Annotated in this window: 18 protein-coding genes; 13 read left to right on the forward strand and 5 right to left on the reverse strand. The window is 62.7% G+C overall.

Annotated elements, in window-relative coordinates; all coding sequences use genetic code 11:
* Window positions 1-37: 37 nt before the first annotated feature.
* The 3 genes from D906_RS04755 to D906_RS04765 all read right to left on the reverse strand — a co-directional run bounded on the left by D906_RS04755 (window position 38) and on the right by D906_RS04765 (window position 2,752).
* Entirely contained in the window at window positions 38-1,384 is a 1,347-nt protein-coding gene (locus tag D906_RS04755) for an ATP-binding protein (RefSeq protein ID WP_019098119.1), read from the reverse strand.
* Window positions 1,381-2,058, reverse strand: a complete 678-nt coding sequence (locus tag D906_RS04760; RefSeq protein WP_016712023.1) for a response regulator — start codon at window positions 2,056-2,058, stop codon at window positions 1,381-1,383. Before D906_RS04760 ends, D906_RS04755 begins: the two co-directional genes overlap by 4 nt.
* An 88-nt stretch (window positions 2,059-2,146) precedes the next feature.
* On the reverse strand, window positions 2,147-2,752 hold the full coding sequence (locus D906_RS04765) for an outer membrane beta-barrel protein (RefSeq protein ID WP_016712024.1): 606 nt from the start codon (window positions 2,750-2,752) through the stop codon (window positions 2,147-2,149).
* Window positions 2,753-2,881: 129 nt separating this feature from the next.
* On the opposite strand from D906_RS04765, the gene D906_RS04770 reads away from it, so the two are divergent.
* Window positions 2,882-3,673: a dienelactone hydrolase family protein gene (locus D906_RS04770; protein ID WP_027615349.1), complete on the forward strand. Its 792-nt coding sequence runs from the start codon at window positions 2,882-2,884 to the stop codon at window positions 3,671-3,673.
* 54 nt (window positions 3,674-3,727) lie between these two features.
* Window positions 3,728-4,429: a 4'-phosphopantetheinyl transferase gene (locus tag D906_RS04775; RefSeq protein WP_019098120.1), complete on the forward strand. Its 702-nt coding sequence runs from the start codon at window positions 3,728-3,730 to the stop codon at window positions 4,427-4,429.
* A 3-nt stretch (window positions 4,430-4,432) separates the two neighbouring features.
* On the opposite strand, the gene D906_RS04780 is transcribed toward D906_RS04775, so the two are convergent.
* Together D906_RS04780 and D906_RS04785 are read right to left on the reverse strand one after the other, a co-directional pair.
* Window positions 4,433-6,040 (reverse strand): ATP-binding protein, encoded by a 1,608-nt coding sequence (locus D906_RS04780; RefSeq protein WP_027615350.1) that lies wholly within the window; start codon window positions 6,038-6,040, stop codon window positions 4,433-4,435.
* Window positions 6,037-6,735, reverse strand: a complete 699-nt coding sequence (locus D906_RS04785) for a response regulator transcription factor (RefSeq protein ID WP_019098121.1) — start codon at window positions 6,733-6,735, stop codon at window positions 6,037-6,039. Before D906_RS04785 ends, D906_RS04780 begins: the two co-directional genes overlap by 4 nt.
* A gap of 747 nt (window positions 6,736-7,482) precedes the next feature.
* On the opposite strand from D906_RS04785, the gene D906_RS04790 reads away from it, so the two are divergent.
* From D906_RS04790 to D906_RS04835, 11 genes are all read left to right on the forward strand, one after another.
* Window positions 7,483-10,362: a ribonucleoside-diphosphate reductase subunit alpha gene (locus D906_RS04790; protein ID WP_016712029.1), complete on the forward strand. Its 2,880-nt coding sequence runs from the start codon at window positions 7,483-7,485 to the stop codon at window positions 10,360-10,362.
* 139 nt (window positions 10,363-10,501) lie between these two features.
* Window positions 10,502-10,633, forward strand: coding sequence for a hypothetical protein (locus D906_RS26740; RefSeq protein WP_016712030.1), 132 nt, complete (start codon window positions 10,502-10,504; stop codon window positions 10,631-10,633).
* Window positions 10,634-11,079: 446 nt separating this feature from the next.
* Entirely contained in the window at window positions 11,080-12,330 is a 1,251-nt protein-coding gene (locus tag D906_RS04795; protein WP_027615351.1) for a ribonucleotide-diphosphate reductase subunit beta, read from the forward strand.
* Window positions 12,331-12,950: 620 nt separating this feature from the next.
* Window positions 12,951-14,189, forward strand: coding sequence for an OprD family porin (locus D906_RS04800; RefSeq protein WP_027615352.1), 1,239 nt, complete (start codon window positions 12,951-12,953; stop codon window positions 14,187-14,189).
* Between the two features lie 162 nt (window positions 14,190-14,351).
* Entirely contained in the window at window positions 14,352-15,158 is an 807-nt protein-coding gene (locus tag D906_RS04805) for an NAD(P)-dependent oxidoreductase (RefSeq protein WP_019098124.1), read from the forward strand.
* A gap of 26 nt (window positions 15,159-15,184) precedes the next feature.
* Window positions 15,185-16,066 carry an SMP-30/gluconolactonase/LRE family protein gene (locus D906_RS04810; RefSeq protein WP_019098125.1) on the forward strand — a complete coding sequence of 294 codons (882 nt, stop codon included), beginning with the start codon at window positions 15,185-15,187 and terminating at the stop codon, window positions 16,064-16,066.
* A gap of 65 nt (window positions 16,067-16,131) precedes the next feature.
* On the forward strand, window positions 16,132-17,103 hold the full coding sequence (locus D906_RS04815; protein ID WP_019098126.1) for a TRAP transporter substrate-binding protein: 972 nt from the start codon (window positions 16,132-16,134) through the stop codon (window positions 17,101-17,103).
* A 66-nt stretch (window positions 17,104-17,169) separates the two neighbouring features.
* The gene (locus tag D906_RS04820) at window positions 17,170-17,697 is read left to right on the forward strand and encodes a TRAP transporter small permease (RefSeq protein WP_019098127.1); all 528 of its coding nucleotides are present in this window, start codon (window positions 17,170-17,172) and stop codon (window positions 17,695-17,697) included.
* Window positions 17,698-18,978, forward strand: a complete 1,281-nt coding sequence (locus D906_RS04825) for a TRAP transporter large permease (RefSeq protein WP_016712039.1) — start codon at window positions 17,698-17,700, stop codon at window positions 18,976-18,978.
* 55 nt (window positions 18,979-19,033) lie between these two features.
* Window positions 19,034-19,957 carry an EamA family transporter gene (locus D906_RS04830; RefSeq protein WP_019098128.1) on the forward strand — a complete coding sequence of 308 codons (924 nt, stop codon included), beginning with the start codon at window positions 19,034-19,036 and terminating at the stop codon, window positions 19,955-19,957.
* A 24-nt stretch (window positions 19,958-19,981) separates the two neighbouring features.
* Window positions 19,982-20,851 (forward strand): aldose 1-epimerase, encoded by an 870-nt coding sequence (locus D906_RS04835; RefSeq protein ID WP_027615353.1) that lies wholly within the window; start codon window positions 19,982-19,984, stop codon window positions 20,849-20,851.
* The last annotated feature ends 45 nt before the right edge of the window (window positions 20,852-20,896 follow it).

The raw sequence follows: 20,896 nt of genomic DNA on the forward strand, positions 1-20,896 counted from the left end.
CGGGTTTACCCGCGAAAGGGCCGGCAAAGCAAGCGAATCAATCGAGGTTGAAGGTGATCCTGAACGCCGCCCCGCCCAAGGGCGAATCCCCAAGGCTCAGCTCGGCGTCATAGCTGTCGACAATGTCCTTGACCACCGCCAGCCCGATACCCTGCCCCGGGTGCTGGCTGTCCAGCCGCTCCCCCCGCTCCAGGATGCGCTCACGCTGGTCGGCCGGCACCCCCGGCCCATCGTCCTCGATACACAAGGTCAACTGCCCGGGCGCCTGCTCCAGGCTTACCCGCACCTGGCCCAGGCTCAGCCGGTAGGCGTTTTCCAGCAGGTTGCCGAGCATCTCCAGCAAGGCGCCCTGCTCCATCGGCACCTGCGCCGCATCAGGCACCTCCAGGGCCACGTTCACCTGTTTGTCCCGGTAAACCTTGGCCAGCGTGCTGGACAAACTGTCGAGCAACGGCAGCAGCCTCACGCTGTGGCGCACCAGGCCGCTCTTGCGCAGGCTGGCGCGTTGCAGCTGGTAGTCGATCTGCTGGCTCATGCGCTCGATCTGGCTTTGCAGCACCCGCGCCTGCTCACGCTCGCCGCTGCGCTGCTGCAGGCTCTCGCCCACACCTTGCAACACTGCCAGCGGCGTCTTCAGGCTGTGGGCCAGGTCATCCAGCGAATCGCGATAGCGTGTGCGTTGCTCGCGCTCACTGCGTAACAGGCGGTTGAGCGAACGGGTCAAGCGCAGCAACTCGCGAGGGTGCTCGCCGCTCAGGCCGTCGCGTGCGCCCGATTCCACCTCATCCAGCTCGTGGCTGAGCCGCCGCAACGAGCGCAGCCCCCAGGTCAAGCCCGCCCATAACAGCACCATCAATGCCAGCAAGGCAGCACCAAAACCTAGGTAGAGCTTTTCTCGCAGGCCATTGAGGGTGGCCTTGTATTCGCTCACCGGCTGCAGGGCGACAATGCTGTAAGCGGCGCTTTGGCCGCCCAGCAGCTTGATCTCGACGTCATAAACGAAGAATTCTTCGCCATCGGACTGGTGAATGCGGGCAAACTCGTTACCCCGCCCGTCGTAGCGCGGGCTGTAATTGATGTGCCGGTCGGCAGTGGCCCGCGACTGCCAGACCAGGTTGCCGTCGCGGTCGAAGATGTAGCCCAGCAGGCCGGTATACGGCAGGTTGTAACGCTCGTCCGGCAGCAGCGTCGGCATCTGCAGTTGGCCATGCTCGATGCGCGCGGCAGAAATCAGAGTGGTCACATCCGAGGCCAACCGCTGCTCGATCGATTCCTGCAGGGCCAGGCTGAAGGCTTTCTGCAAGGCCGGCAATAGCGCCAGCATGAACAGCAGCGCCAGCACGGCGGCGGCCAACATCAGGCGTACCCGCAGGGAGCGGATCATCGGCAGCGCTCGGTGAACAGATAGCCCAGGCCGCGCACGGTGTCGATGGGTTTGAAGCCGTGCTCACCCTCAAGCTTGCGGCGCAGGCGGCCGACCAGCACCTCGATGACATTGGGGTCGCGTTCCTCGTCCCCCGGGTACAGCTGCTCCATCAGGCGCTCCTTGGCCACTACCTGCTGATGATGGCGCATGAGGTATTCGAGAATACGGTATTCATAGGCCGTCAGCGCCAGTGGGTGTTCGTCGAGGGTGGCCTGTTTGCGGTTGAGGTCGAGCACCAGGGGGCCGGCGGCGATGGTCGACTGGGTGAAACCGCTGGAGCGGCGCAGCAGGGCATTCAGGCGAGCCTCCAGCTCTTCGAACTGGAACGGCTTGACCAGGTAGTCGTCTGCACCGGCCGCCAGGCCCTCGACCTTGTCCTGCCAGTTGCCACGGGCGGTGAGGATGAGGATGGGGAAGGTCTTGTCCTGGCTGCGCAGGCGCGTGATCAGCTCCAGGCCACTGATGCCGGGCAGGCCCAGGTCGATGATGGCCAGGTCAAAGTGGTATTGCCCGGCCTGGTACAGGGCCTCTTCGGCGTCGGCGACGGCCTCGACCACATGGCCGCTTTCGCCCAGTCGGGTGTAGAGGTGATGGCGAAGCAGGGCTTCGTCCTCGACCACCAGCAGTTTCATGTGCAGCTCCTTGATTTGTATTGCCTGTGCCGGCCTCTTCGCGGCTAAGGCCGCGAAGAGGCCGGCACAGGATAACCCGGCTCGCCCGTCAGAACTTGTAGCTAGCAGCCAGGTAAGTCTGCGCACTGCTGGTCAGGCGCAGGGTGCCGTCCTTCGGCCCGCCACGCTCGCCCACTTCGGTGGCGGCATTGGTGCGCAGGTAACGGTAGCCCAGTTCGACCGAGGCTTTGTCGGTGATGTCCTGGATCACACCCGCCTGCAGGCCATAGGCATAACCGTAGTCGGTATCGCGGCTGGCACCTGGCGAGTCCTGGGTCAGCTTGGTCACGCCCAGGCTGCCACCGCCAAACAGCTTGGTGGTATCGCCCACGGGCAGGAACAGGTCATAGCTGCCCAGCAGGTTTTCCTGGCGCAGCTTGAGGCCGCTGTGGTCGCCCGAGACATTGTCGTAGGTCATGTAGTAGCGGCCTTGGTCATTGATCTTGCCCAGACGCACGCCCCAGGTGTCGTCTTTGCCGATGATGCCATCGGCGTTGAGGTGATCGGTGTTGCGCTGCAGCAGGCCGGACTTGCGAACCTTGTCGCTGGTCTGGCCGTAGGTCAGGCTGGCGAAGTTGTCGTCGGCGGCCTGGGCGGTGGTGATGCCAGCGGCGCAGACGGCCATGGCGGCAAGCAGGGTGTTGAAGGTTTTCATGGCTGGATACTCCAGTTGGGTGCGCTGTTTCGGTCTGGAAGCTAGAGTAAGCAGGGCACCCTGAACCGCGACTGAACCCTGGCTGAACACCGGCTGAACGAACTGTCTGCAAGACAAGGAGTAGTAACCATGCGTGCCCTGCTGGCCCTGACCCTGATGTGCAGCGCCGCCTTAGCCCAAGCGGCGGTACAAACCCGTGAAATCCCTTACCAGGACGCCGATGGCAACCGCCTGGTCGGCTATTACGCCTACGACGACGCCATCGAGGGCAAGCGCCCCGGCATTGTCGTGGTGCATGAATGGTGGGGGCTGAACGATTACGCCAAGCGCCGCGCCCGCGACCTGGCCGCATTGGGCTACAACGCGCTGGCCATCGACATGTATGGCGACGGTAAGCACACCGAACACCCGCAGGACGCCCAGGCGTTCATGGCTGCCGCCATGAAGGACCCGGCAGCGGCGGCAGCACGCTTCGACGCCGGCCTTGAACTGTTGAAGCTGCAACCGAATACCAACAAGCATCAACTGGGCGCTGTCGGTTACTGCTTCGGCGGCAAGGTGGTGCTCGATGCCGCGCGCCGGGGCGAGAAGCTGGACGGCGTGGTGAGCTTCCATGGCGCACTGGCCACCCAGACACCGGCAAAACCGGGCGTGGTGCGGGCCGATATCCTGATCGAGCACGGGGCGGCAGACAGCATGGTCACCCAGCAGCAGGTGGATGCGTTCAAGGCAGAAATGGAGGCGGCCAAGGTCAACTATGAATTCGTCAGTATTGAAGGCGCCAAGCACGGGTTTACCAACCCGGATGCCGACCGGTTGAGCCATGGCGAGCATGGCGGGCCGGACATTGGCTATAACAAGGCGGCGGATGAAAGCTCTTGGGCGGATATGCAGGCGTTTTTCAAGAAAGTGTTCAAGTAAAGATTGCCGGGGGCCGCTTTGCGGCCCATTGCCGGGGCAGGCACAATATGCCCCATGAACACACTCCCCGCCTGTTGCGCCCCGCTCCAGCACCACTGGCCCTTGCCCCGCCCACTACCCGGCGCATTGCTGGTCAGTTGCGCCTTTGACCCCGCCCTCCTGGCCGCCGATGACTTCCAGCGTGCCGGCATCGTGCCCAGTGCCAGCCTGCAACGCTCGGTGGCCAAGCGCCAGGCCGAGTACCTTGCCGGCCGCGTATGCGCCCGTGCTGCACTGCAACGCCTGGATGGCCGCAATTACGTGCCTGGGACCCACGAGGACCGCTCACCGATCTGGCCGGCAGGTATCCTCGGTTCGATCACCCATGGCAAAGGCTGGGCCGCCGCCGTGGTCGCGGCCCAGGGCAGTTGCCAAGGCCTGGGGCTGGATCAGGAATCCCTGCTGGATGACGAGCGCGCCGAACGGCTGATGGGCGAAATCCTTACCCCGTCCGAACTCGAACGCCTGGACCGTCGCCAGCTCGGCCTGACGGTCACCCTCACCTTCTCGCTGAAAGAAAGCCTGTTCAAGACCCTCTACCCGCTCACTCGCCAGCGCTTCTATTTCGAGCACGCCGAAGTGCTGGAATGGTCCGCCGATGGCCTGGCGCGCCTGCGCCTGCTCACCGACCTGTCGCCACAATGGCAGCACGGCGCAGAGCTGCAGGGCCAGTTCAGCCTGCAGGACGGCCACCTGCTCAGCCTGGTCAGCGCCTGACCTTTACAGAGGGGCCTGCTGGCGCGGCCAGTTCAGGCTGAAGCAGGCGCCGCCCAGCGCCTCGCTGCGCCCCACCGTGGCCCGGCCTGCGTGCCAGTAGATGATCCGCCGCACGATCGACAGGCCCAGGCCATGACCACCCGAGGCCCGTGTACGGCTGTCGTCGAGGCGGGTGAACGGGGTGAAAATACGGTCCCAGAAGCCCTCTGGGATACCTGGGCCGTCATCTTCCACATCAATCCGGCAGCGTTGCTGCCCCAGCTGGTAGCTCAGGCGCACTTCGCGCTCGGCATGGCGCATGGCATTGCCGACCAGGTTCTGCAAAGCCCGGTGCAGGTAACGCGGCTCGGCCTCGACCCAGGCGCCGTCGGCATCCGCGCCCTGGCAGTCGCCACGCACCACCCGCACCTCGGCACGCAGTGGTGCCAGCTCTTCGATCACGCGGTCGAGCAAGGCGTCCAGGTCTACCCGCTGGAACTTCAAGGCCGGCGCGCCCTGCTCCAGGCGGGCATAGGTCAGCATCTCGTCAACCAGCTTGTCGAGGTCCTGGATATCCCCGTCCATGCCCGCCAGGTGCTTGGCCCGCGCCTGTTCGGTGGTGGCGCTTTCAATCATCTCCAGGCCAAAACGCAGGCGCGCAACCGGCGTGCGCAGCTCGTGGGACACCGCCCGCACCAGCTCACGCTGCATGGTCAGCGAGCGCTGCAAGTGCTCGGCCATGCCGTTGAAGGCAGCGGCCAGGCGCCCGACCGAGTCGGCGTCACCGGCGGGAACGCGGGTGTCCAGGCTGCCTTGGGCAATGCGTGTGGCGGCAACCTCCAGGCCCGACACACGGCGCTCCAGCTGGCGCACCAGCAGGTAGACCACCAGGCCGATCAGGCACAGGCCAAGGAAGGCGATCAATATCAGCAACTGCGGCGGATACGGGTTGAGCTGGTACAACGGGCCGATCTCCAGTACCCAGGGCGAGCCTGATAGCCCCGCAAATACCCGGATAGAGTCCCCATCCCTGCCCAGCGCCATCACGGTGTCGCCCTCCTCGACCCGGCGCCGCTGGTCATCGTCCAGGCTTACCCGCTCGATGCGCTGCAGGGCGACACCAAAGCCGAAGCCTTTTTCCTGCTTGATCTGAGCCAGCCGCTGCTGCTGTTCGGTGATCGGGTAACGCACCAGCTCATCGGCCAGCAGGTACAGGGTGGCCCGCGCCAGCTGTTCGCTGATCTGTTTGATCTGCGCGACCAGCATCAGGTCCTCTTGGCCGACCTTGCGTAGCACTTGTGCCGCATGCGGGCCAGTCTTTTCTACCACCACCAGGCCACGGTACAGCCGCGCCCGCTGGCCACCGTCGAGGGTGCGCGCAGTCATGGGCTGCAACGCCAGCGGCACGCCCAGCAGGCGCTCCCAGATCAGCAGGGAGCGTTTGCGTTCGGTGTCATTCTGCTGTGCGAGGTTGTCGGCCATCAGGCTGAATGTGCCCTGGGCCAGGCCTTCGCGGTGCTGGGCGGCGCGCACTTCGTTGACCAGGTGCAGGCTGAGTATGCCAAGCAGGGCCACCAGCACCAGCACAGCCAGCATGCCGCCGTAGATTCGCAGGAAGATCGAGTTGTTCATGGCGCCTCGCCGACAAACAGGTAACCCTTGCTGCGCAGGGTCTTGATCAAGCGAGGCTGGAGTGGATCATCGCCGATCTTGGGGCGAATTTTTGAAATGCGGATGTCGATGGAACGGTCCTGGCCATCGTAGCCTACGCCGCGCAGCGCGGTGAAGATCTGCTCACGGGTCAGCACCCGGCCGGCGTTGCTGGCCAGCAGCCAGAGCAAATCGAACTCGGCGCCGGTCAGGTCGACCAGCTGTTCACCCAGGCGCGCCTCGCGCAGGCGGTTGTCGATACGCAGCGCGCCGAAGGCCAGCGCCTGGCGCTTGTTGTCCACGGTTTCGCTGCGACGCAGCAGGGCCTGGATTCGCGCCAGCAGCAGGCGTGGACGCACCGGTTTGCAGACGTAGTCGTCGGCCCCCAGGTCGAGGCCCTGGACCTGGTCGAGTTCGTCGCTGCGGGCAGTGAGCATCAGGATCGGGCCCGGGTACTGGCTGCGTACACGGCGGCAGATGCTCAGGCCGTCCTCGCCGGGCAGCATCAGGTCGAGGATGACCAGGTCGGGCTGGCCGTCGACGATGCGCCGTGCTGCCCGGGCGCCATCGCCCTCGACGCTGACCTCGAAGCCGTTGGCCTGCAAGTACTCGGCGGTGAGCTCGGCCAGGCGTTGGTCGTCTTCGACAATGAGGATGCGGGGGGTGGGATGGTCCATGGCTTAGGCCTTCGCTTGTTGTTTTTCTTCTACCTGTGCCCGCGAAGAGGCCGGCACAGGCAACATACCCCTTTAACCAAAAGGCAACATCTGCCTCGGATACTACGTCCCGCCCCCGGCACTGCCAAGCCACTCACAGCCCCCTCGACTGAACCGTTTTTTGTGATACGGTTCGCGCCCGAAAAAAACTGCCCCGGGGCAGCAAGGCGCAGAAAAATACTGCAAACCACTTGGCACAAGGCCTACAGCGAATACCCACCATTCACACACAAAGTACGCACAAGTTATCCACAGGCGCTCGCCTTGCAAAGGCCCCAATACCGCATTATCTTGTATCCCGATCGCAGCGAACCACTAGATGTTGGGGTTCGTGCAAAATCACACACAAAAGTCAACCCGCAAAATCGAGCGATTTCCGGGCTGAACTTCAAGTGATTCCAGCAGCCAAACCGCTCCTGCGGAGGCGACCGAGGCAAGCCCTTACAGGGCCTTGTTCGGGTATGGGTGTTGCAGGCCAGGCCTGACACCCATCAGCAACAGATTTTGGGCTCAGGCCCAGAACCTTTGACTTCGGCCAGGGAGCGGCGAGCTATTGCCCTTATTCCTGAGTCTGTCCCGAAGTCGGTACGCCCGCGCGGGCGGATGCGCATGCATTGCGCATCCCCGCCGGGGCATCGAGCAAGTGGACGGAACGGTGGGCGCCCAAAAGGCGCCTGAACACTATAGAAACTGTGGAGACACCCACCCATGCAAACCGACACAACTCGCGAGAACCCGCAAGCCAAGGTGCCGCAAGCTGCCGATTCCAACCAGGATCTGGCCGCCACCGCCCCTGGCCAACTGCGCGTGATCAAGCGCAACGGCACTGTCGTCCCTTACACCGACGACAAGATCACCGTGGCCATCACCAAGGCGTTCCTCGCAGTTGAAGGCGGTACCGCTGCCGCTTCGTCGCGCATCCACGACACCGTCGCGCGCCTGACCGAGCAGGTTACCGCCACGTTCAAACGTCGCATGCCATCGGGTGGCACCATCCACATCGAAGAAATCCAGGACCAGGTCGAACTGGCCCTGATGCGCGCCGGCGAGCAGAAAGTCGCCCGTGACTACGTGATCTACCGCGACCAGCGTGCCAAAGAGCGTGCCACCCGCGCCAACACCGATGCCGTGGTCGAGCCGCACCCGTCCATCCGCATCACCCTGGCCGACGGCAGCCTGGCGCCGCTCGACATGGCCCGCCTGAACACCATCATCAGCGAAGCCTGCGAAGGCCTGGCCGAAGTCGATGGCGACCTGATCCAGCGCGAAACCCTGAAGAACCTGTACGACGGCGTGGCCATCAAGGACGTCAACACCGCCCTGGTGATGACCGCCCGTACCCTGGTTGAGCGCGAGCCGAACTACTCGTTCGTCACCGCCCGCCTGCTGATGGACACCCTGCGCGCCGAAGGCCTGGGCTTCCTGAATGTAGCCGACAGCGCCACCCACCACGAAATGGCCGACCTGTACGCCAAGGCTCTGCCGGCCTATGTCGCGAAAGGTATCGAGTTCGAGCTGCTGAACCCTGCCCTGGCTGACTTCGACCTGGAAAAACTGGGCAAGGCGATCAACCACGAGCGCGACCAGCAGTTCACCTACCTGGGCCTGCAGACCCTGTACGACCGCTACTTCATCCACAAGGATGGCGTACGCTTCGAGCTGCCGCAGGTGTTCTTCATGCGTGTGGCCATGGGCCTGGCGCTGGAAGAGAAAGACAAGGAAGCCCGCGCGATCGAGTTCTACAACCTGTTGTCGTCCTTCGACTACATGGCCTCGACCCCGACCCTGTTCAACGCCGGCACCCTGCGCCCGCAGCTGTCCAGCTGCTACCTGACCACCGTGCCGGACGACCTGTCGGGCATCTACCACGCGATCCACGACAACGCCATGCTGTCGAAATTCGCCGGTGGCCTGGGCAACGACTGGACCCCTGTTCGCGCACTGGGCTCCTACATCAAGGGCACCAACGGCAAGTCCCAGGGCGTTGTACCGTTCCTGAAAGTGGTCAACGACACCGCCGTTGCCGTGAACCAGGGTGGCAAGCGCAAGGGCGCCGTATGTGCCTACCTGGAAACCTGGCACCTGGACATCGAAGAATTCATCGAGCTGCGTAAAAACACCGGTGATGACCGCCGTCGTACCCACGACATGAACACCGCCAACTGGATCCCGGACCTGTTCATGAAGCGCGTCTTCGATGACGGCAAGTGGACCCTGTTCTCGCCTTCGGAAGTGCCAGACCTGCACGACCTGACCGGCAAGGCCTTCGAAGAGCGCTACGAGTACTACGAGGCCCTGACCGAGTACAACAAGATCAAGGTGTTCAAGACCATCCAGGCCAAAGACCTGTGGCGCAAGATGCTGTCGATGCTGTTCGAGACCGGCCACCCGTGGCTGACCTTCAAGGACCCGTGCAACCTGCGTTCGCCGCAGCAGCACGTGGGCGTGGTCCACAGCTCGAACCTGTGCACCGAGATCACCCTGAACACCAACAAGGACGAGATCGCAGTCTGCAACCTGGGCTCGATCAACCTGCCGAACCACATCGTCGACGGCAAACTGGACACCGCCAAGCTGCAACGCACCGTTAACACCGCCGTGCGCATGCTCGACAACGTGATCGACATCAACTACTACTCGGTGCCGCAAGCGCGTAACTCGAACCTCAAGCACCGCCCTGTCGGCCTGGGCATCATGGGCTTCCAGGACGCTCTGTACCTGCAGCACATCGCCTACGGTTCCGATGCTGCGGTCGAGTTCGCCGACAAGTCGATGGAAGCGGTCAGCTACTTCGCCATCCAGGCTTCTTGCGACCTGGCCGATGAGCGCGGTGCGTACGAGACGTTCCAGGGCTCGCTGTGGTCCAAGGGCATCCTGCCGCTGGATTCGCAACAGATCCTGATCGAGGCCCGTGGCCAGAAGTACATCGACGTCGATTTGAACGAGACCCTGGACTGGGCTCCGGTACGTGCCCGCGTACAAAAAGGTATTCGTAACTCGAACATCATGGCCATCGCGCCAACCGCGACCATCGCCAACATCACTGGCGTTTCGCAGTCGATCGAGCCGACCTACCAGAACCTGTACGTGAAATCGAACCTGTCGGGCGAGTTCACCGTGATCAACCCGTACCTGGTCCGCGACCTGAAAGCTCGTGGCCTGTGGGACTCGGTCATGATCAACGACCTGAAGTACTACGACGGTTCGGTGCAGCAGATCGAGCGTATTCCACAAGAGCTGAAAGACCTCTACGCCACTGCGTTCGAAGTGGAAACCAAGTGGATTGTCGATGCTGCCTCGCGTCGCCAGAAGTGGATCGACCAGGCTCAGTCGCTGAACCTGTACATCGCTGGCGCTTCGGGCAAGAAGCTGGACGTGACCTACCGCATGGCCTGGTACCGTGGCCTGAAAACCACCTACTACCTCCGTGCCCTGGCCGCGACCAGCACCGAGAAGTCGACCATCAACACCGGCAAGCTCAACGCCGTTTCCAGCGGTGGCGACAGCGCCCCGGTCCAGGCAGCCGGCCCTGCGCCAGTGCCGAAGGCCTGCGCGATCGACGAGCCTGACTGCGAAGCCTGCCAGTAAGGCCTGGATGCCGCGCGGGGTGCCCAAGGGTGCCCCGCGCGGCATTTTTGTATCTGCGTCACTGAGAAGCCCTGCCCTTTTCCCGCTGCGTATACGGTTCGGTAAAAGGACTGGACCTCTCTAAAAAGGACGCAAGCCCATGGCGCGGAAAAAAGTGGTAACTCGCAAGATTGGCCGTAACGCAGAAACCGGCCGCTTCACTTCGGTCGAAGCAGCACGCAAGCAGCCCAAGACGCACATTGTCGAAACGCTGCATACCCACCGCAGCTAATGTTGCCGGGCCTCAGCGCCGGCAAGCCCGCGCTGAGGCCCGTTCGGCTAACACACCCTTTGACAAAAACACCATATGATGTGCCTACAAATTTAAACTGGCACAACATATGGGTTGGCGCTACACTCTCCCCCCGTAGACGAACACAGCCATTTCGTGAACGGACGCACGCAAAACCGGTCGAAAAAGTTACCCTCGCCGGCAACACACGCGCCCCGATCGAAGGTGAATTCCGGTATACTTTGCGCCCTCTGAAAAGAGCACCATTCAATTGTCCTGGCCCCTCCCCGAGGCCTGGCCAGGTACAAGCCAGAACACATTTAGATGTTAACGAGAGTCAGCCTCTCCAAGCTGTCCATTCGCCGCTACCGGCCGTGCGTCAGGCATCACATTCTTAAAATCCAACCGGTTGCCCCAGGGCGACCCTCAAGCAGGAGCCAATCACCATGCTGAGCTGGGACGAATTCGACAAGGAAGACGGCGAAGTAGCCGCCAAAGGCAACATCCCTGCGCAGGCCACTGCCGCTGCCACCCTCGACAAGCTCGACAGCGCCGGTGGTGCCGCCGCCCTGGAAGCCCGTGCAGCCACCGCGTCTGACTCCGAAGCGGTCAAACGTGCCAAGGCCGCCCTCGACGCCCTCGACATTGCCGAAGGCCTGGCTGAGCTGGAAGGTTCCTCTGCCCGCGTTGCGGTAGACGAAAAGCGCATGATCAACTGCCGCGCCGACCTCAACCAGCTGGTGCCCTTCAAGTACGACTGGGCCTGGCAGAAGTACCTGGACGGCTGCGCCAACCACTGGATGCCGCAAGAGGTCAACATGACCGCCGACATCGCCTTGTGGAAGAGCCAGGACGGCCTGACCGAAGACGAGCGCCGCATCGTCATGCGCAACCTCGGCTTCTTCTCCACCGCCGACTCGCTGGTTGCCAACAACCTGGCCCTGGCCGTGTACCGCCTGATCACCAACCCGGAGTGCCGCCAGTACATCCTGCGCCAGGCCTTCGAAGAGGCGATCCACACCCACGCCTACCAGTACTGCATCGAGTCGCTGGGCATGGATGAAGGCGAGATCTTCAACATGTACCACGAGATCCCGTCGGTCGCGAAAAAAGCCGCCTGGGGCCTGAAGTACACCCGCGCCATCTCCGACCCGGAATTCAACACCGGCACCGTCGAAACCGACAAAGAACTGCTGCGCAACCTGATCGCCTACTACTGCGTACTGGAAGGCATCTTCTTCTACTGCGGCTTCACCCAGATCCTGTCCATGGGCCGCCGCAACAAGATGACCGGCGTGGCCGAGCAGTTCCAGTACATCCTGCGTGACGAGTCGATGCACCTGAACTTCGGTATCGACGTGATCAACCAGATCAAGATCGAAAACCCGCACCTGTGGGACGCGGCGATGAAGGAAGAAGCGACCCAGATGATCCTGCAAGGGACTCAGCTGGAGATCGAATACGCCCGTGACACCATGCCTCGCGGCGTACTGGGCATGAACGCGGCGATGATGGAGGACTACCTCAAGTTCATTGCTAACCGTCGTTTGACCCAGATTGGTTTGAAAGAAGAGTATCCGGGGACTACCAACCCGTTCCCATGGATGAGCGAGATCATGGACTTGAAGAAGGAGAAGAACTTCTTTGAGACGCGGGTGATTGAGTATCAGACTGGTGGGGCGTTGAGCTGGGACTGATTGTCCGGGCTGAAGCATCGAGGAGGCTGCCGATTGGCAGCCTTTTTTATTGGCGGATGCATTAGCTTTTTGTGGGTAGTTTTGCCTGTACTGACCTCATCGCGGGTGGCGGCGCCTACATGGAATCGCAAAGCACGGGAGAATCGCCTCGGCCCACCGTTCAGGAGCGCCCCGTTAGGGGCAACGGAGCGGTCGATCTCGTCCAGTCAGTCGCTGCGCAAATGAAGAGGCTCCGCCCACCCCGACAAGAGGGGTACGACACAACGAAGGTGCCGGGACTGGACATGCCAGTCTACGTGGTGGAGGGCGAGGCCAGCTCAGCCATCAGGCGTTGACAGCCCACCTCGCCCTTGCTAATAATCGCGCACAGTTGTACGACAACACATAACAAAAACAACAACCAGTGGACGAACTCATGTCGACACCCATCCCGCGACACCCACGTCTGTTGCACACCCCTCTTCCCCCGGCCTGCCTGCGTACAACCGCCGGTACCTAGCACCCGATTACCGCGCATTAACCCCTGGCCCTGACCGGCCCGTTACTTACCCGCCCCTGCCGCAGGCCGCTTGTGCGTGCCCGGTGGATGGGCTGCCACACCCTTCGGGAGCACAACAATAATGAAAATCTGCCAAACCCTGCCCTTCGCCCTGCTTGGCGCCGGGGTCATCGCCGGCCTGCCGGGCACCAGCCTGGCTGCGGGTTTTGTCGAAGACAGCAAGGCCACCCTCGGGCTGCGCAACTTCTACATCAACCGTAACTTCACCAACCCCAGCAACCCGCAAAGCAAGGCCGAGGAATGGACACAAAGCTTCATTCTCGATGCCCGGTCGGGGTTCACCGAAGGGCCAGTCGGGTTCGGGGTGGATGTGCTGGGGCTATGGTCGGTCAAGCTCGACGGCGGCGGCGGCACCTATGGCACGGCGTTGCTACCGCGCCACGACGATGGCAAGCCGGCGGATGATTACGGACGTTTGGCAGTCGCCGGCAAGGCGCGTATCTCCAAGACCGAACTGAAGATTGGCGAGTGGATGCCGGTGCTGCCGATTCTGCGTTCGGACGACGGGCGCTCGCTGCCACAGACATTCCGTGGCGGGCAAATCACCTCCAACGAGATTGCCGGGCTGACCCTGTATGGCGGCCAGTTCCGCGGCAACAGCCCGCGCAACGACGCCAGTATGGAAGACATGAGCTACGGCGGTGGCGTGTCGGACCGCTTCAACTTCGTCGGTGGCGAATACAAGTTCAACCAGGACCGTACGCTGGTGGGGCTGTGGAATGCGGTGCTGAAGGATGTGTACCAGCAGCAGTACCTGCAACTGAGCCACAGCCAGCCGGTGGGCGACTGGACCCTGGGCGCCAACCTGGGCTACTTCCATGGCGATGAGGATGGCTCCGAACGTGCCGGACAGCTGGACAACAAGACCTATTCGGGGATTTTCTCGGCCAAGTACGGCGGCAACACCTTCTGGGTGGGTCTGCAGAAAGTCGATGGTGATACCTGGATGCGGGTCAATGGCACCAGCGGCGGGACCTTGGCCAACGACAGCTACAACTCCAGTTTTGACAATGCCAACGAGCGCTCGTGGCAGGTGAGGCATGACTTCAACTTCGTCACGGTCGGGGTGCCAGGGTTGACCTTGATGAACCGGTATATCAGCGGGCGTGATGTGCATACCGGGTCGGTTACCGATGGCAAGGAGTGGGTGCGCGAGACGGAGCTGGCGTATGTGATTCAGAGCGGGGCGTTCAAGGATTTGAGTGTGAAGTGGCGTAACTCGTCGATTCGGCGGGATTACAGCAATAACGAGTTTGATGAGAACCGGTTGATCTTCAACTATCCGCTATCGCTGCTCTGATCAAGACCTGCGGCTGGATGGCACGGGCTTCGTCCGTGTTCCGGGTTTACCGCGAAGAGGCCGGCAAAAGAGACGCAGGCCTCATTGACAACACCCGAACCCACCGCCAATAATCACCGAAGTCATACGACAACCTACAACAATCAACAACAAGAGCCGGCCATGACCCCTACTCCCCTCAATCGCCTGCTGCTCACCGGAGCCGCAGGCGGCCTGGGCAAGGTCCTTCGCGAACGCCTGCAAGGCTACGCCGAGGTCCTGCGCCTTTCCGACATCAGCCCCATGGCACCTGCTGCAGGCCCGCATGAAGAAGTGATCACCTGCGACCTGGCCGACAAGGCGGCGGTACATGCCCTGGTCGAAGGCGTTGACGCCATCATCCATTTCGGCGGCGTGTCCACCGAGCATTCCTTCGAAGACATCCTCGGCCCCAACATCTGCGGCGTATTCCATGTCTATGAGGCGGCACGCAAGCATGGGGTGAAGCGCATCATCTTCGCCAGCTCCAACCACACCATCGGTTTCTATCGCCAGGATGAGCGCATCGACGCCCACGCCCCGCGCCGCCCCGACAGCTACTACGGGCTGTCCAAGTGCTACGGCGAAGATGTGGCCAGTTTCTACTTCGACCGCTACGGCATCGAGACCGTCAGCATCCGTATTGGCTCGTCGTTCCCGCAACCCCAAAACCCACGCATGCTCTGCACCTGGCTGAGCTATGACGACCTGCTGCAACTGATCGAGCGTGGGCTGTCCACGCCCGACGTTGGCCACACCATCGTCTACGGCGTCTCCGACAACCGCACCGTGTGGTGGGACAACCGCCATGCCGAGCACCTGGGCTATGTGCCCAAGGACAGCTCCGAAGCCTTCCGCGCCGCCGTCGAAGCCCAGCCGGCGCCCGCCGCCGATGACCCGAGCATGGTCTACCAGGGCGGCGCCTTCGCCGTGGCCGGCCCGTTCAACTGACCCCACGCACGCCAGGAGGCACGGCCATGAACTGCGAACTGATCGTCGACGCCCGCAACGGCACTGGCGAAAGCCCCGTGTGGCACGCCGCTGAACAGGCCCTGTACTGGGTCGACATTCCCGCCCGCCAACTGCACCGCTGGCACGCGGCCGATGGCAAGCACCAGGTCTGGCAGGGCGACGAGATGCTGGCCTGCATCGCCCGCAGCAGCCAAGGCTGGGTTGCCGGCATGGAAAGCGGCATCTTCCAGCTTCAGGCCAAGGCCGACGGCAGCCTGGACAGCCGGCTGCTCAGCAGCGTGGCACATGCCCAGGCAGGCATGCGTTTCAACGATGGCCGCTGTGATCGCCAGGGCCGCTTCTGGGCCGGCACCATGCTGCTGGACATGCAGCAAGGTGCCCACGTGGGCGCGCTGTACCGGCATGACGGCGAAGGCCATCTGCACCTGCAGCAGGACGGCATGATCGTCCCCAACGGCCTGGCTTTCAGCCCCGACGGCGCACGCATGTACCTCTCCGACTCGCACCCCAACGTGCAGAAAGTCTGGGCCTTCGACTACGACACCGACAGCGGCACGCCGCGCAACAAGCGGCTGTTCGTCGACATGCGCGGCTACCCCGGCCGCCCCGACGGCGCGGCTATCGACCAGGACGGCTGCTACTGGGTTTGCGGCAACGATGCTGGGCAGATCCACCGTTTCACCCCCGATGGCCGCCTGGATCGCTCACTCAACGTACCGGTGAAAAAGCCGGCGATGTGCGCCTTCGGCGGCGCCAACCTGGACATCCTGTACGTCACCTCGATCCGCCCTGCAGGCATCGACCTCAGTGACCAGCCGCTGGCTGGCGGGGTGTTTGCCCTAAACCCTGGCACCAAAGGCCTGGAGGAGCCTGCCTACCGGGGCTGAAGGCCCCTTGCCGTACCCACACTTGCACGCCCGAAACCAGATAATAAAAACCACGGAGTTTCATCATGACGTTCAAACGCAAGCTGCTTCTTGCCGTACTCCCCTTCGCCTTCAGCGTGGCCATGCCCGCCTCGGCACTGGACATCAAGTTCGCCGAAATCCACCCGGCCGGCTATCCCACCGTGGTGGCCGAGCAGAACATGGGCAAAAAACTTGAAGCAGCCAGCAATGGCGATATCACCTTCAAGATGTTCGCCGGCGGCGTGCTGGGCTCGGAAAAGGAAGTGATCGAACAGGCGCAGATCGGTGCCGTACAGATGACCCGCGTCAGCCTGGGGATCGTTGGCCCGGTGGTGCCGGATGTAAACGTGTTCAACATGCCGTTCGTGTTCCGCGACCATGAGCACATGCGCAAGATCATCGACGGAGACATCGGCCAGGAGATCCTCGACAAGATCACCAACTCCGACTTCAACCTGGTGGCCCTGGCCTGGATGGATGGCGGCTCGCGCAGCATCTACACCAAGAAGCCCGTACGCAGCCTTGAAGACCTCAAGGGCATGAAGATTCGCGTTCAGGGCAACCCGCTGTTCATCGACATGATGAACGCCATGGGTGGCAACGGCATCGCCATGGACACCGGGGAAATCTTCAGCGCCCTGCAAACCGGCGTGATCGATGGCGCAGAGAACAACCCGCCGACCCTGCTCGAACACAACCACTATCAGAACGCCAAGTACTACACCCTGACCGGCCACCTGATCCTGCCGGAGCCGGTGGTGATGTCCAAGACCACCTGGAACAAGCTCACCCCCGAGCAGCAGGCGCTGGTGAAGAAGGTCGCGCGTGAGGCGCAGATGGAAGAGCGCGCGCTGTGGGACGCCAAGTCCGCCGCCAGTGAAGAGAAGCTCAAGGCCGCCGGTGTCGAGTTCATCACCGTCGACAAGAAGCCGTTCTATGACGCCACCGCCTCGGTGCGTGAAAAATACGGCGCGCAGTACGCTGACCTGATGAAGCGCATCGACGCCGTCCAGTAACAGCGGCCCCTTTCTGAACGACCTCGGCAGCGCGGCGCCCGTCGCCCTGCCGCTTTGGTGATGCCCATGAAAAACCTTGTCCTGCGTGTGAACGACACGCTGTACCGCAGTTGCATCTGGGTCGCCGGCCTGTCGATCCTGGCGATGTCGCTGATCATCCCCTGGGGCATTTTTGCCCGCTACGTGCTCGGTACTGGCGCCAGCTGGCCGGAGCCGGTGGCCATCCTGCTGATGGTGGTATTCACCTTCGTCGGTGCCGCCGCCAGCTACCGCGCCGGGGCGCACATGGCGGTGGCGATGATTACCGATCGCCTGCCACCGCTGCAGCGCCAGCTGGTCGCGCTGCTGGTGCAGGTGTTGATGATTCTGGTGTGCGTATTCATGACCTACTACGGCACCAAGTTGTGCATCACCACCTGGAACCAGTTTCTGGCGTCGCTGCCGGGTGTACGGGTGGGTATGACTTATGCGCCGATCCCGGTGGGCGGCGTGCTGACCTTGGTCTTCGTGCTGGAAAAACTTCTGCTTGGCGACCAAAGCCATCGAAAGGTGGTGCGTTTCGACCACGCAGAAGAAAGCGAAGGAGTGGCGTAAATGGATGCGTTCATTCTGTTGGGCAGTTTCGTTGCGCTCATCCTGCTGGGCATGCCGGTGGCCTATGCACTGGGCCTGTCGGCATTGATCGGTGCCTGGTGGATCGACATCCCGCTGCAGGCGATGATGATCCAGGTGGCCAGTGGGGTTAACAAGTTCTCGCTACTGGCCATTCCGTTCTTCGTGCTGGCCGGTGCGATCATGGCCGAAGGCGGTATGTCACGCCGGCTGGTGGCCTTTGCCGGGGTGCTGGTGGGCTTCGTGCGTGGCGGGCTGTCGCTGGTCAACATCATGGCTTCGACCTTCTTCGGCGCGATTTCGGGCTCGTCGGTGGCCGACACGGCCTCGGTGGGCTCGGTGCTGATCCCGGAGATGGAGCGCAAGGGCTACCCGCGCGAGTTCTCCACCGCCGTGACCGTCAGCGGCTCGGTGCAGGCGCTACTGACCCCACCCAGCCACAACTCGGTCCTGTACTCGCTGGCCGCTGGCGGCTCGGTGTCGATCGCCTCGCTGTTCATGGCCGGGGTGATGCCGGGGCTACTGCTTAGCGCGGTCATGATGGGCCTGTGCCTGCTGTTCGCGAAAAAGCGCAACTACCCCAAGGGCGAAGTGATCCCGCTGCGCCAGGCGCTGAAAATTGCCGGTGAGGCGCTGTGGGGCCTGATGGCCATGGTGATCATCCTGGGCGGCATCCTGTCGGGCGTGTTCACCGCGACCGAATCGGCAGCCGTGGCGGTGGTGTGGTCGTTCTTCGTGACCATGTTCATCTACCGCGACTACAAGTGGCGCGACCTGCCCAAGCTGATGCACCGCACGGTTCGCACCATCTCCATCGTGATGATCCTGATCGGCTTTGCCGCCAGCTTCGGCTACGTGATGACGCTGATGCAGATCCCGTCGAAGATCACCACGGCGTTCCTGACTCTGTCGGACAACCGCTACGTGATCCTGATGTGCATCAACTTCATGTTGCTGCTGCTGGGCACGGTGATGGACATGGCGCCGCTGATCCTGATCCTCACACCGATCCTGCTGCCGGTCATCACCGGTATCGGCGTGGACCCGGTGCACTTCGGCATGATCATGCTGGTGAACTTAGGGATAGGCTTGATCACCCCGCCGGTGGGGGCGGTGCTGTTCGTGGGTTCGGCCATCGGCAAGGTGAGCATCGAGTCGACGGTGAAGGCGCTGCTGCCATTCTACCTGGCGCTGTTCCTGGTGCTGATGGCGGTGACCTACATTCCAGCCATTTCCCTGTGGCTGCCTAGCGTGGTGCTTTAACTGAAACCGGGGCCGCCGTGCGGCCCCGGGTTCTCTCTGCGAATGGACCCTGCACATGGCTGTTCCCTCCTCTGCTGCCCCCTTGTTCCCACGCAAACTGGCCATCGCGTTGCTGGCCCTGCTGGCCTGTTCATTCGCCGGCAACCACATCGCCGCTCGCATCGCCTTCGATGACGGCACTGGCGTGCTGCTGGCGATTCTCTGTCGCTCAGGCATCACCTTGCTGGTACTCGCCTGCCTGTTGCTGTGGCAACGCCAGGCGATAGGCCTGCCTGCGGGCACCCGGCACTGGCAGTTGCTGCTAGGCCTGCTGATCGCCACCCAGAGCCTGTGCCTGTACTCGGCAGTGGCGCGCATCCCGGTGGCCCTGGCGCTGCTGGTGGGTAACACCTTCCCGATGTTGCTGGCATTGCTTACCTGGGCGCTGGGTGGCGCGCGACCTAGCGGCCGCACGGTGCTGTTCATGGGCCTGATTCTGTGCGGTCTGGTACTGGCGCTGGATGTGCCGGCTCGCCTGGCCGACAGAGGCGCGGCCAACCCGCACTGGGCGCTGGGCGTCAGCCTGGCCTTTGGTGCCGCCTGTGCGTTTGCCTGCGCGTTGTGGATCACCGACCACAAACTGGCTGCCGTACGCGGGCCAGTGCGCAGCCTGCTGACCTTGCTGATCGTGTTTTCCAGCATGCTGGTTGCAGGCGCAAGCGGTGTGATGCCGTCGGGCTTGTCACTGCCCGGCAGCAGCGGTGGCTGGGTCGCCTTGGGCAGCCTGGTGGTGCTGTACGGCCTGGCCTTCACCTTGCTGTTTGTGTGTGTGCCAAGGCTGAACATGGCGCAGAACGCACCGGTGATGAATGTCGAACCCATCGCGACACTGCTGCTGGGCTGGGCGTTGCTCGATCAGCACCTGAGTACCCCGCAACTGATCGGCGCCGCCGTGGTGGTGTGCGGCATCGTGCTGCTGACCTACCGTCGGGCTCATTGATTGTTCATTTGAAAGGAGCCTTGAATGGCTGTAACCGAGCTGCACCTGCAAGACAACCTGACCCGCCTGAGCCTGGCCCCCGAACTGGGCGCCAGCCTGGTCAACTGGGAAGTGAAAGCAACCGGGCAGCCCTTGCTACGCCATTCCGACGCGGCCGCGCTGGCCACCGGTACCCCACGACGACTGGCCTGTTACCCGCTGGCGCCGTGGTCCAATCGCATTGCCGAGGGTGGCTTTTCCAGGCCCGAAGGCTGGCAGGCACTGGTGCCCAATACCACGCACGACGCTTACCCGATTCATGGCAGTGCCTGGCAACAACCCTGGCAGGTGGAGCACCACAGCGAGCGGCGCGTACGCCTGACGCTGCACAGTAAAGTGCCGTTCGCCTACCAGGCTACGTTGGATGTGCATTTGCACGAGGGGTGCCTGAACCTGGACCTGCATGTCACGCATCTGGATGAGCAGGCTAACTGGTATGGGTTGGGTTTGCATCCCTACTTCCCGCGGTATCCCGATACCAAGCTGTATGCAGCCGCGCGCAAGGTTTGGTTGGCCGAGGAGGGGCGACTGCCTTCGTATGAGGCCGAGATACCAGAGCAGTGGAGTTTTGAACGCATGGGAGGCTTGCCTGACACGGTCGTGGACCACGCCTTCAATGGCTGGCCGGGGGACTGCGTGATTGAACAGCCCGGTGCCGGATATCGCTTGGCATGCAGTGCCAGTGGGGCTGAGCATTTCTTGCTGTTTTGTCCGCAGGGACAAGGTTTTTTCTGCTTTGAGCCGGTTACTCACCCGGTCAATGCGCATCACCTGCCGGGGCGTCCGGGGCTGAGGTTGTTGCAGCGTGGGGAGGCTATGAGCCTGGGGTTCAGGATGCAATATCAAACGCTGTAATCGTGTCGCCTGGAATTGGGGCTGCAAAGCAGCCCCAAAATCTCA

This window comes from Pseudomonas sp. LAIL14HWK12:I1 (genome assembly GCF_003202095.1).
GTDB classification, from domain to species: domain Bacteria; phylum Pseudomonadota; class Gammaproteobacteria; order Pseudomonadales; family Pseudomonadaceae; genus Aquipseudomonas; species Aquipseudomonas monteilii.

Bases quoted from the DNA above. Each gene is read 5' to 3' on its own strand.
- D906_RS04820 (WP_019098127.1), top strand. From the start codon at position 17,170: ATGAAAAACCTTGTCCTGCGTGTGAACGACACGCTGTACCGCAGTTGC.
- D906_RS04775 (WP_019098120.1), top strand. From the start codon at position 3,728: ATGAACACACTCCCCGCCTGTTGCGCCCCGCTCCAGCACCACTGGCCC.
- D906_RS04765 (WP_016712024.1), bottom strand. From the start codon at position 2,752: ATGAAAACCTTCAACACCCTGCTTGCCGCCATGGCCGTCTGCGCCGCT.
- D906_RS04770 (WP_027615349.1), top strand. From the start codon at position 2,882: ATGCGTGCCCTGCTGGCCCTGACCCTGATGTGCAGCGCCGCCTTAGCC.
- D906_RS26740 (WP_016712030.1), top strand. From the start codon at position 10,502: ATGGCGCGGAAAAAAGTGGTAACTCGCAAGATTGGCCGTAACGCAGAA.
- D906_RS04800 (WP_027615352.1), top strand. From the start codon at position 12,951: ATGAAAATCTGCCAAACCCTGCCCTTCGCCCTGCTTGGCGCCGGGGTC.
- D906_RS04790 (WP_016712029.1), top strand. From the start codon at position 7,483: ATGCAAACCGACACAACTCGCGAGAACCCGCAAGCCAAGGTGCCGCAA.
- D906_RS04830 (WP_019098128.1), top strand. From the start codon at position 19,034: ATGGCTGTTCCCTCCTCTGCTGCCCCCTTGTTCCCACGCAAACTGGCC.
- D906_RS04780 (WP_027615350.1), bottom strand. From the start codon at position 6,040: ATGAACAACTCGATCTTCCTGCGAATCTACGGCGGCATGCTGGCTGTG.
- D906_RS04760 (WP_016712023.1), bottom strand. From the start codon at position 2,058: ATGAAACTGCTGGTGGTCGAGGACGAAGCCCTGCTTCGCCATCACCTC.
- D906_RS04785 (WP_019098121.1), bottom strand. From the start codon at position 6,735: ATGGACCATCCCACCCCCCGCATCCTCATTGTCGAAGACGACCAACGC.
- D906_RS04810 (WP_019098125.1), top strand. From the start codon at position 15,185: ATGAACTGCGAACTGATCGTCGACGCCCGCAACGGCACTGGCGAAAGC.
- D906_RS04815 (WP_019098126.1), top strand. From the start codon at position 16,132: ATGACGTTCAAACGCAAGCTGCTTCTTGCCGTACTCCCCTTCGCCTTC.
- D906_RS04755 (WP_019098119.1), bottom strand. From the start codon at position 1,384: ATGATCCGCTCCCTGCGGGTACGCCTGATGTTGGCCGCCGCCGTGCTG.
- D906_RS04835 (WP_027615353.1), top strand. From the start codon at position 19,982: ATGGCTGTAACCGAGCTGCACCTGCAAGACAACCTGACCCGCCTGAGC.
- D906_RS04795 (WP_027615351.1), top strand. From the start codon at position 11,080: ATGCTGAGCTGGGACGAATTCGACAAGGAAGACGGCGAAGTAGCCGCC.
- D906_RS04825 (WP_016712039.1), top strand. From the start codon at position 17,698: ATGGATGCGTTCATTCTGTTGGGCAGTTTCGTTGCGCTCATCCTGCTG.
- D906_RS04805 (WP_019098124.1), top strand. From the start codon at position 14,352: ATGACCCCTACTCCCCTCAATCGCCTGCTGCTCACCGGAGCCGCAGGC.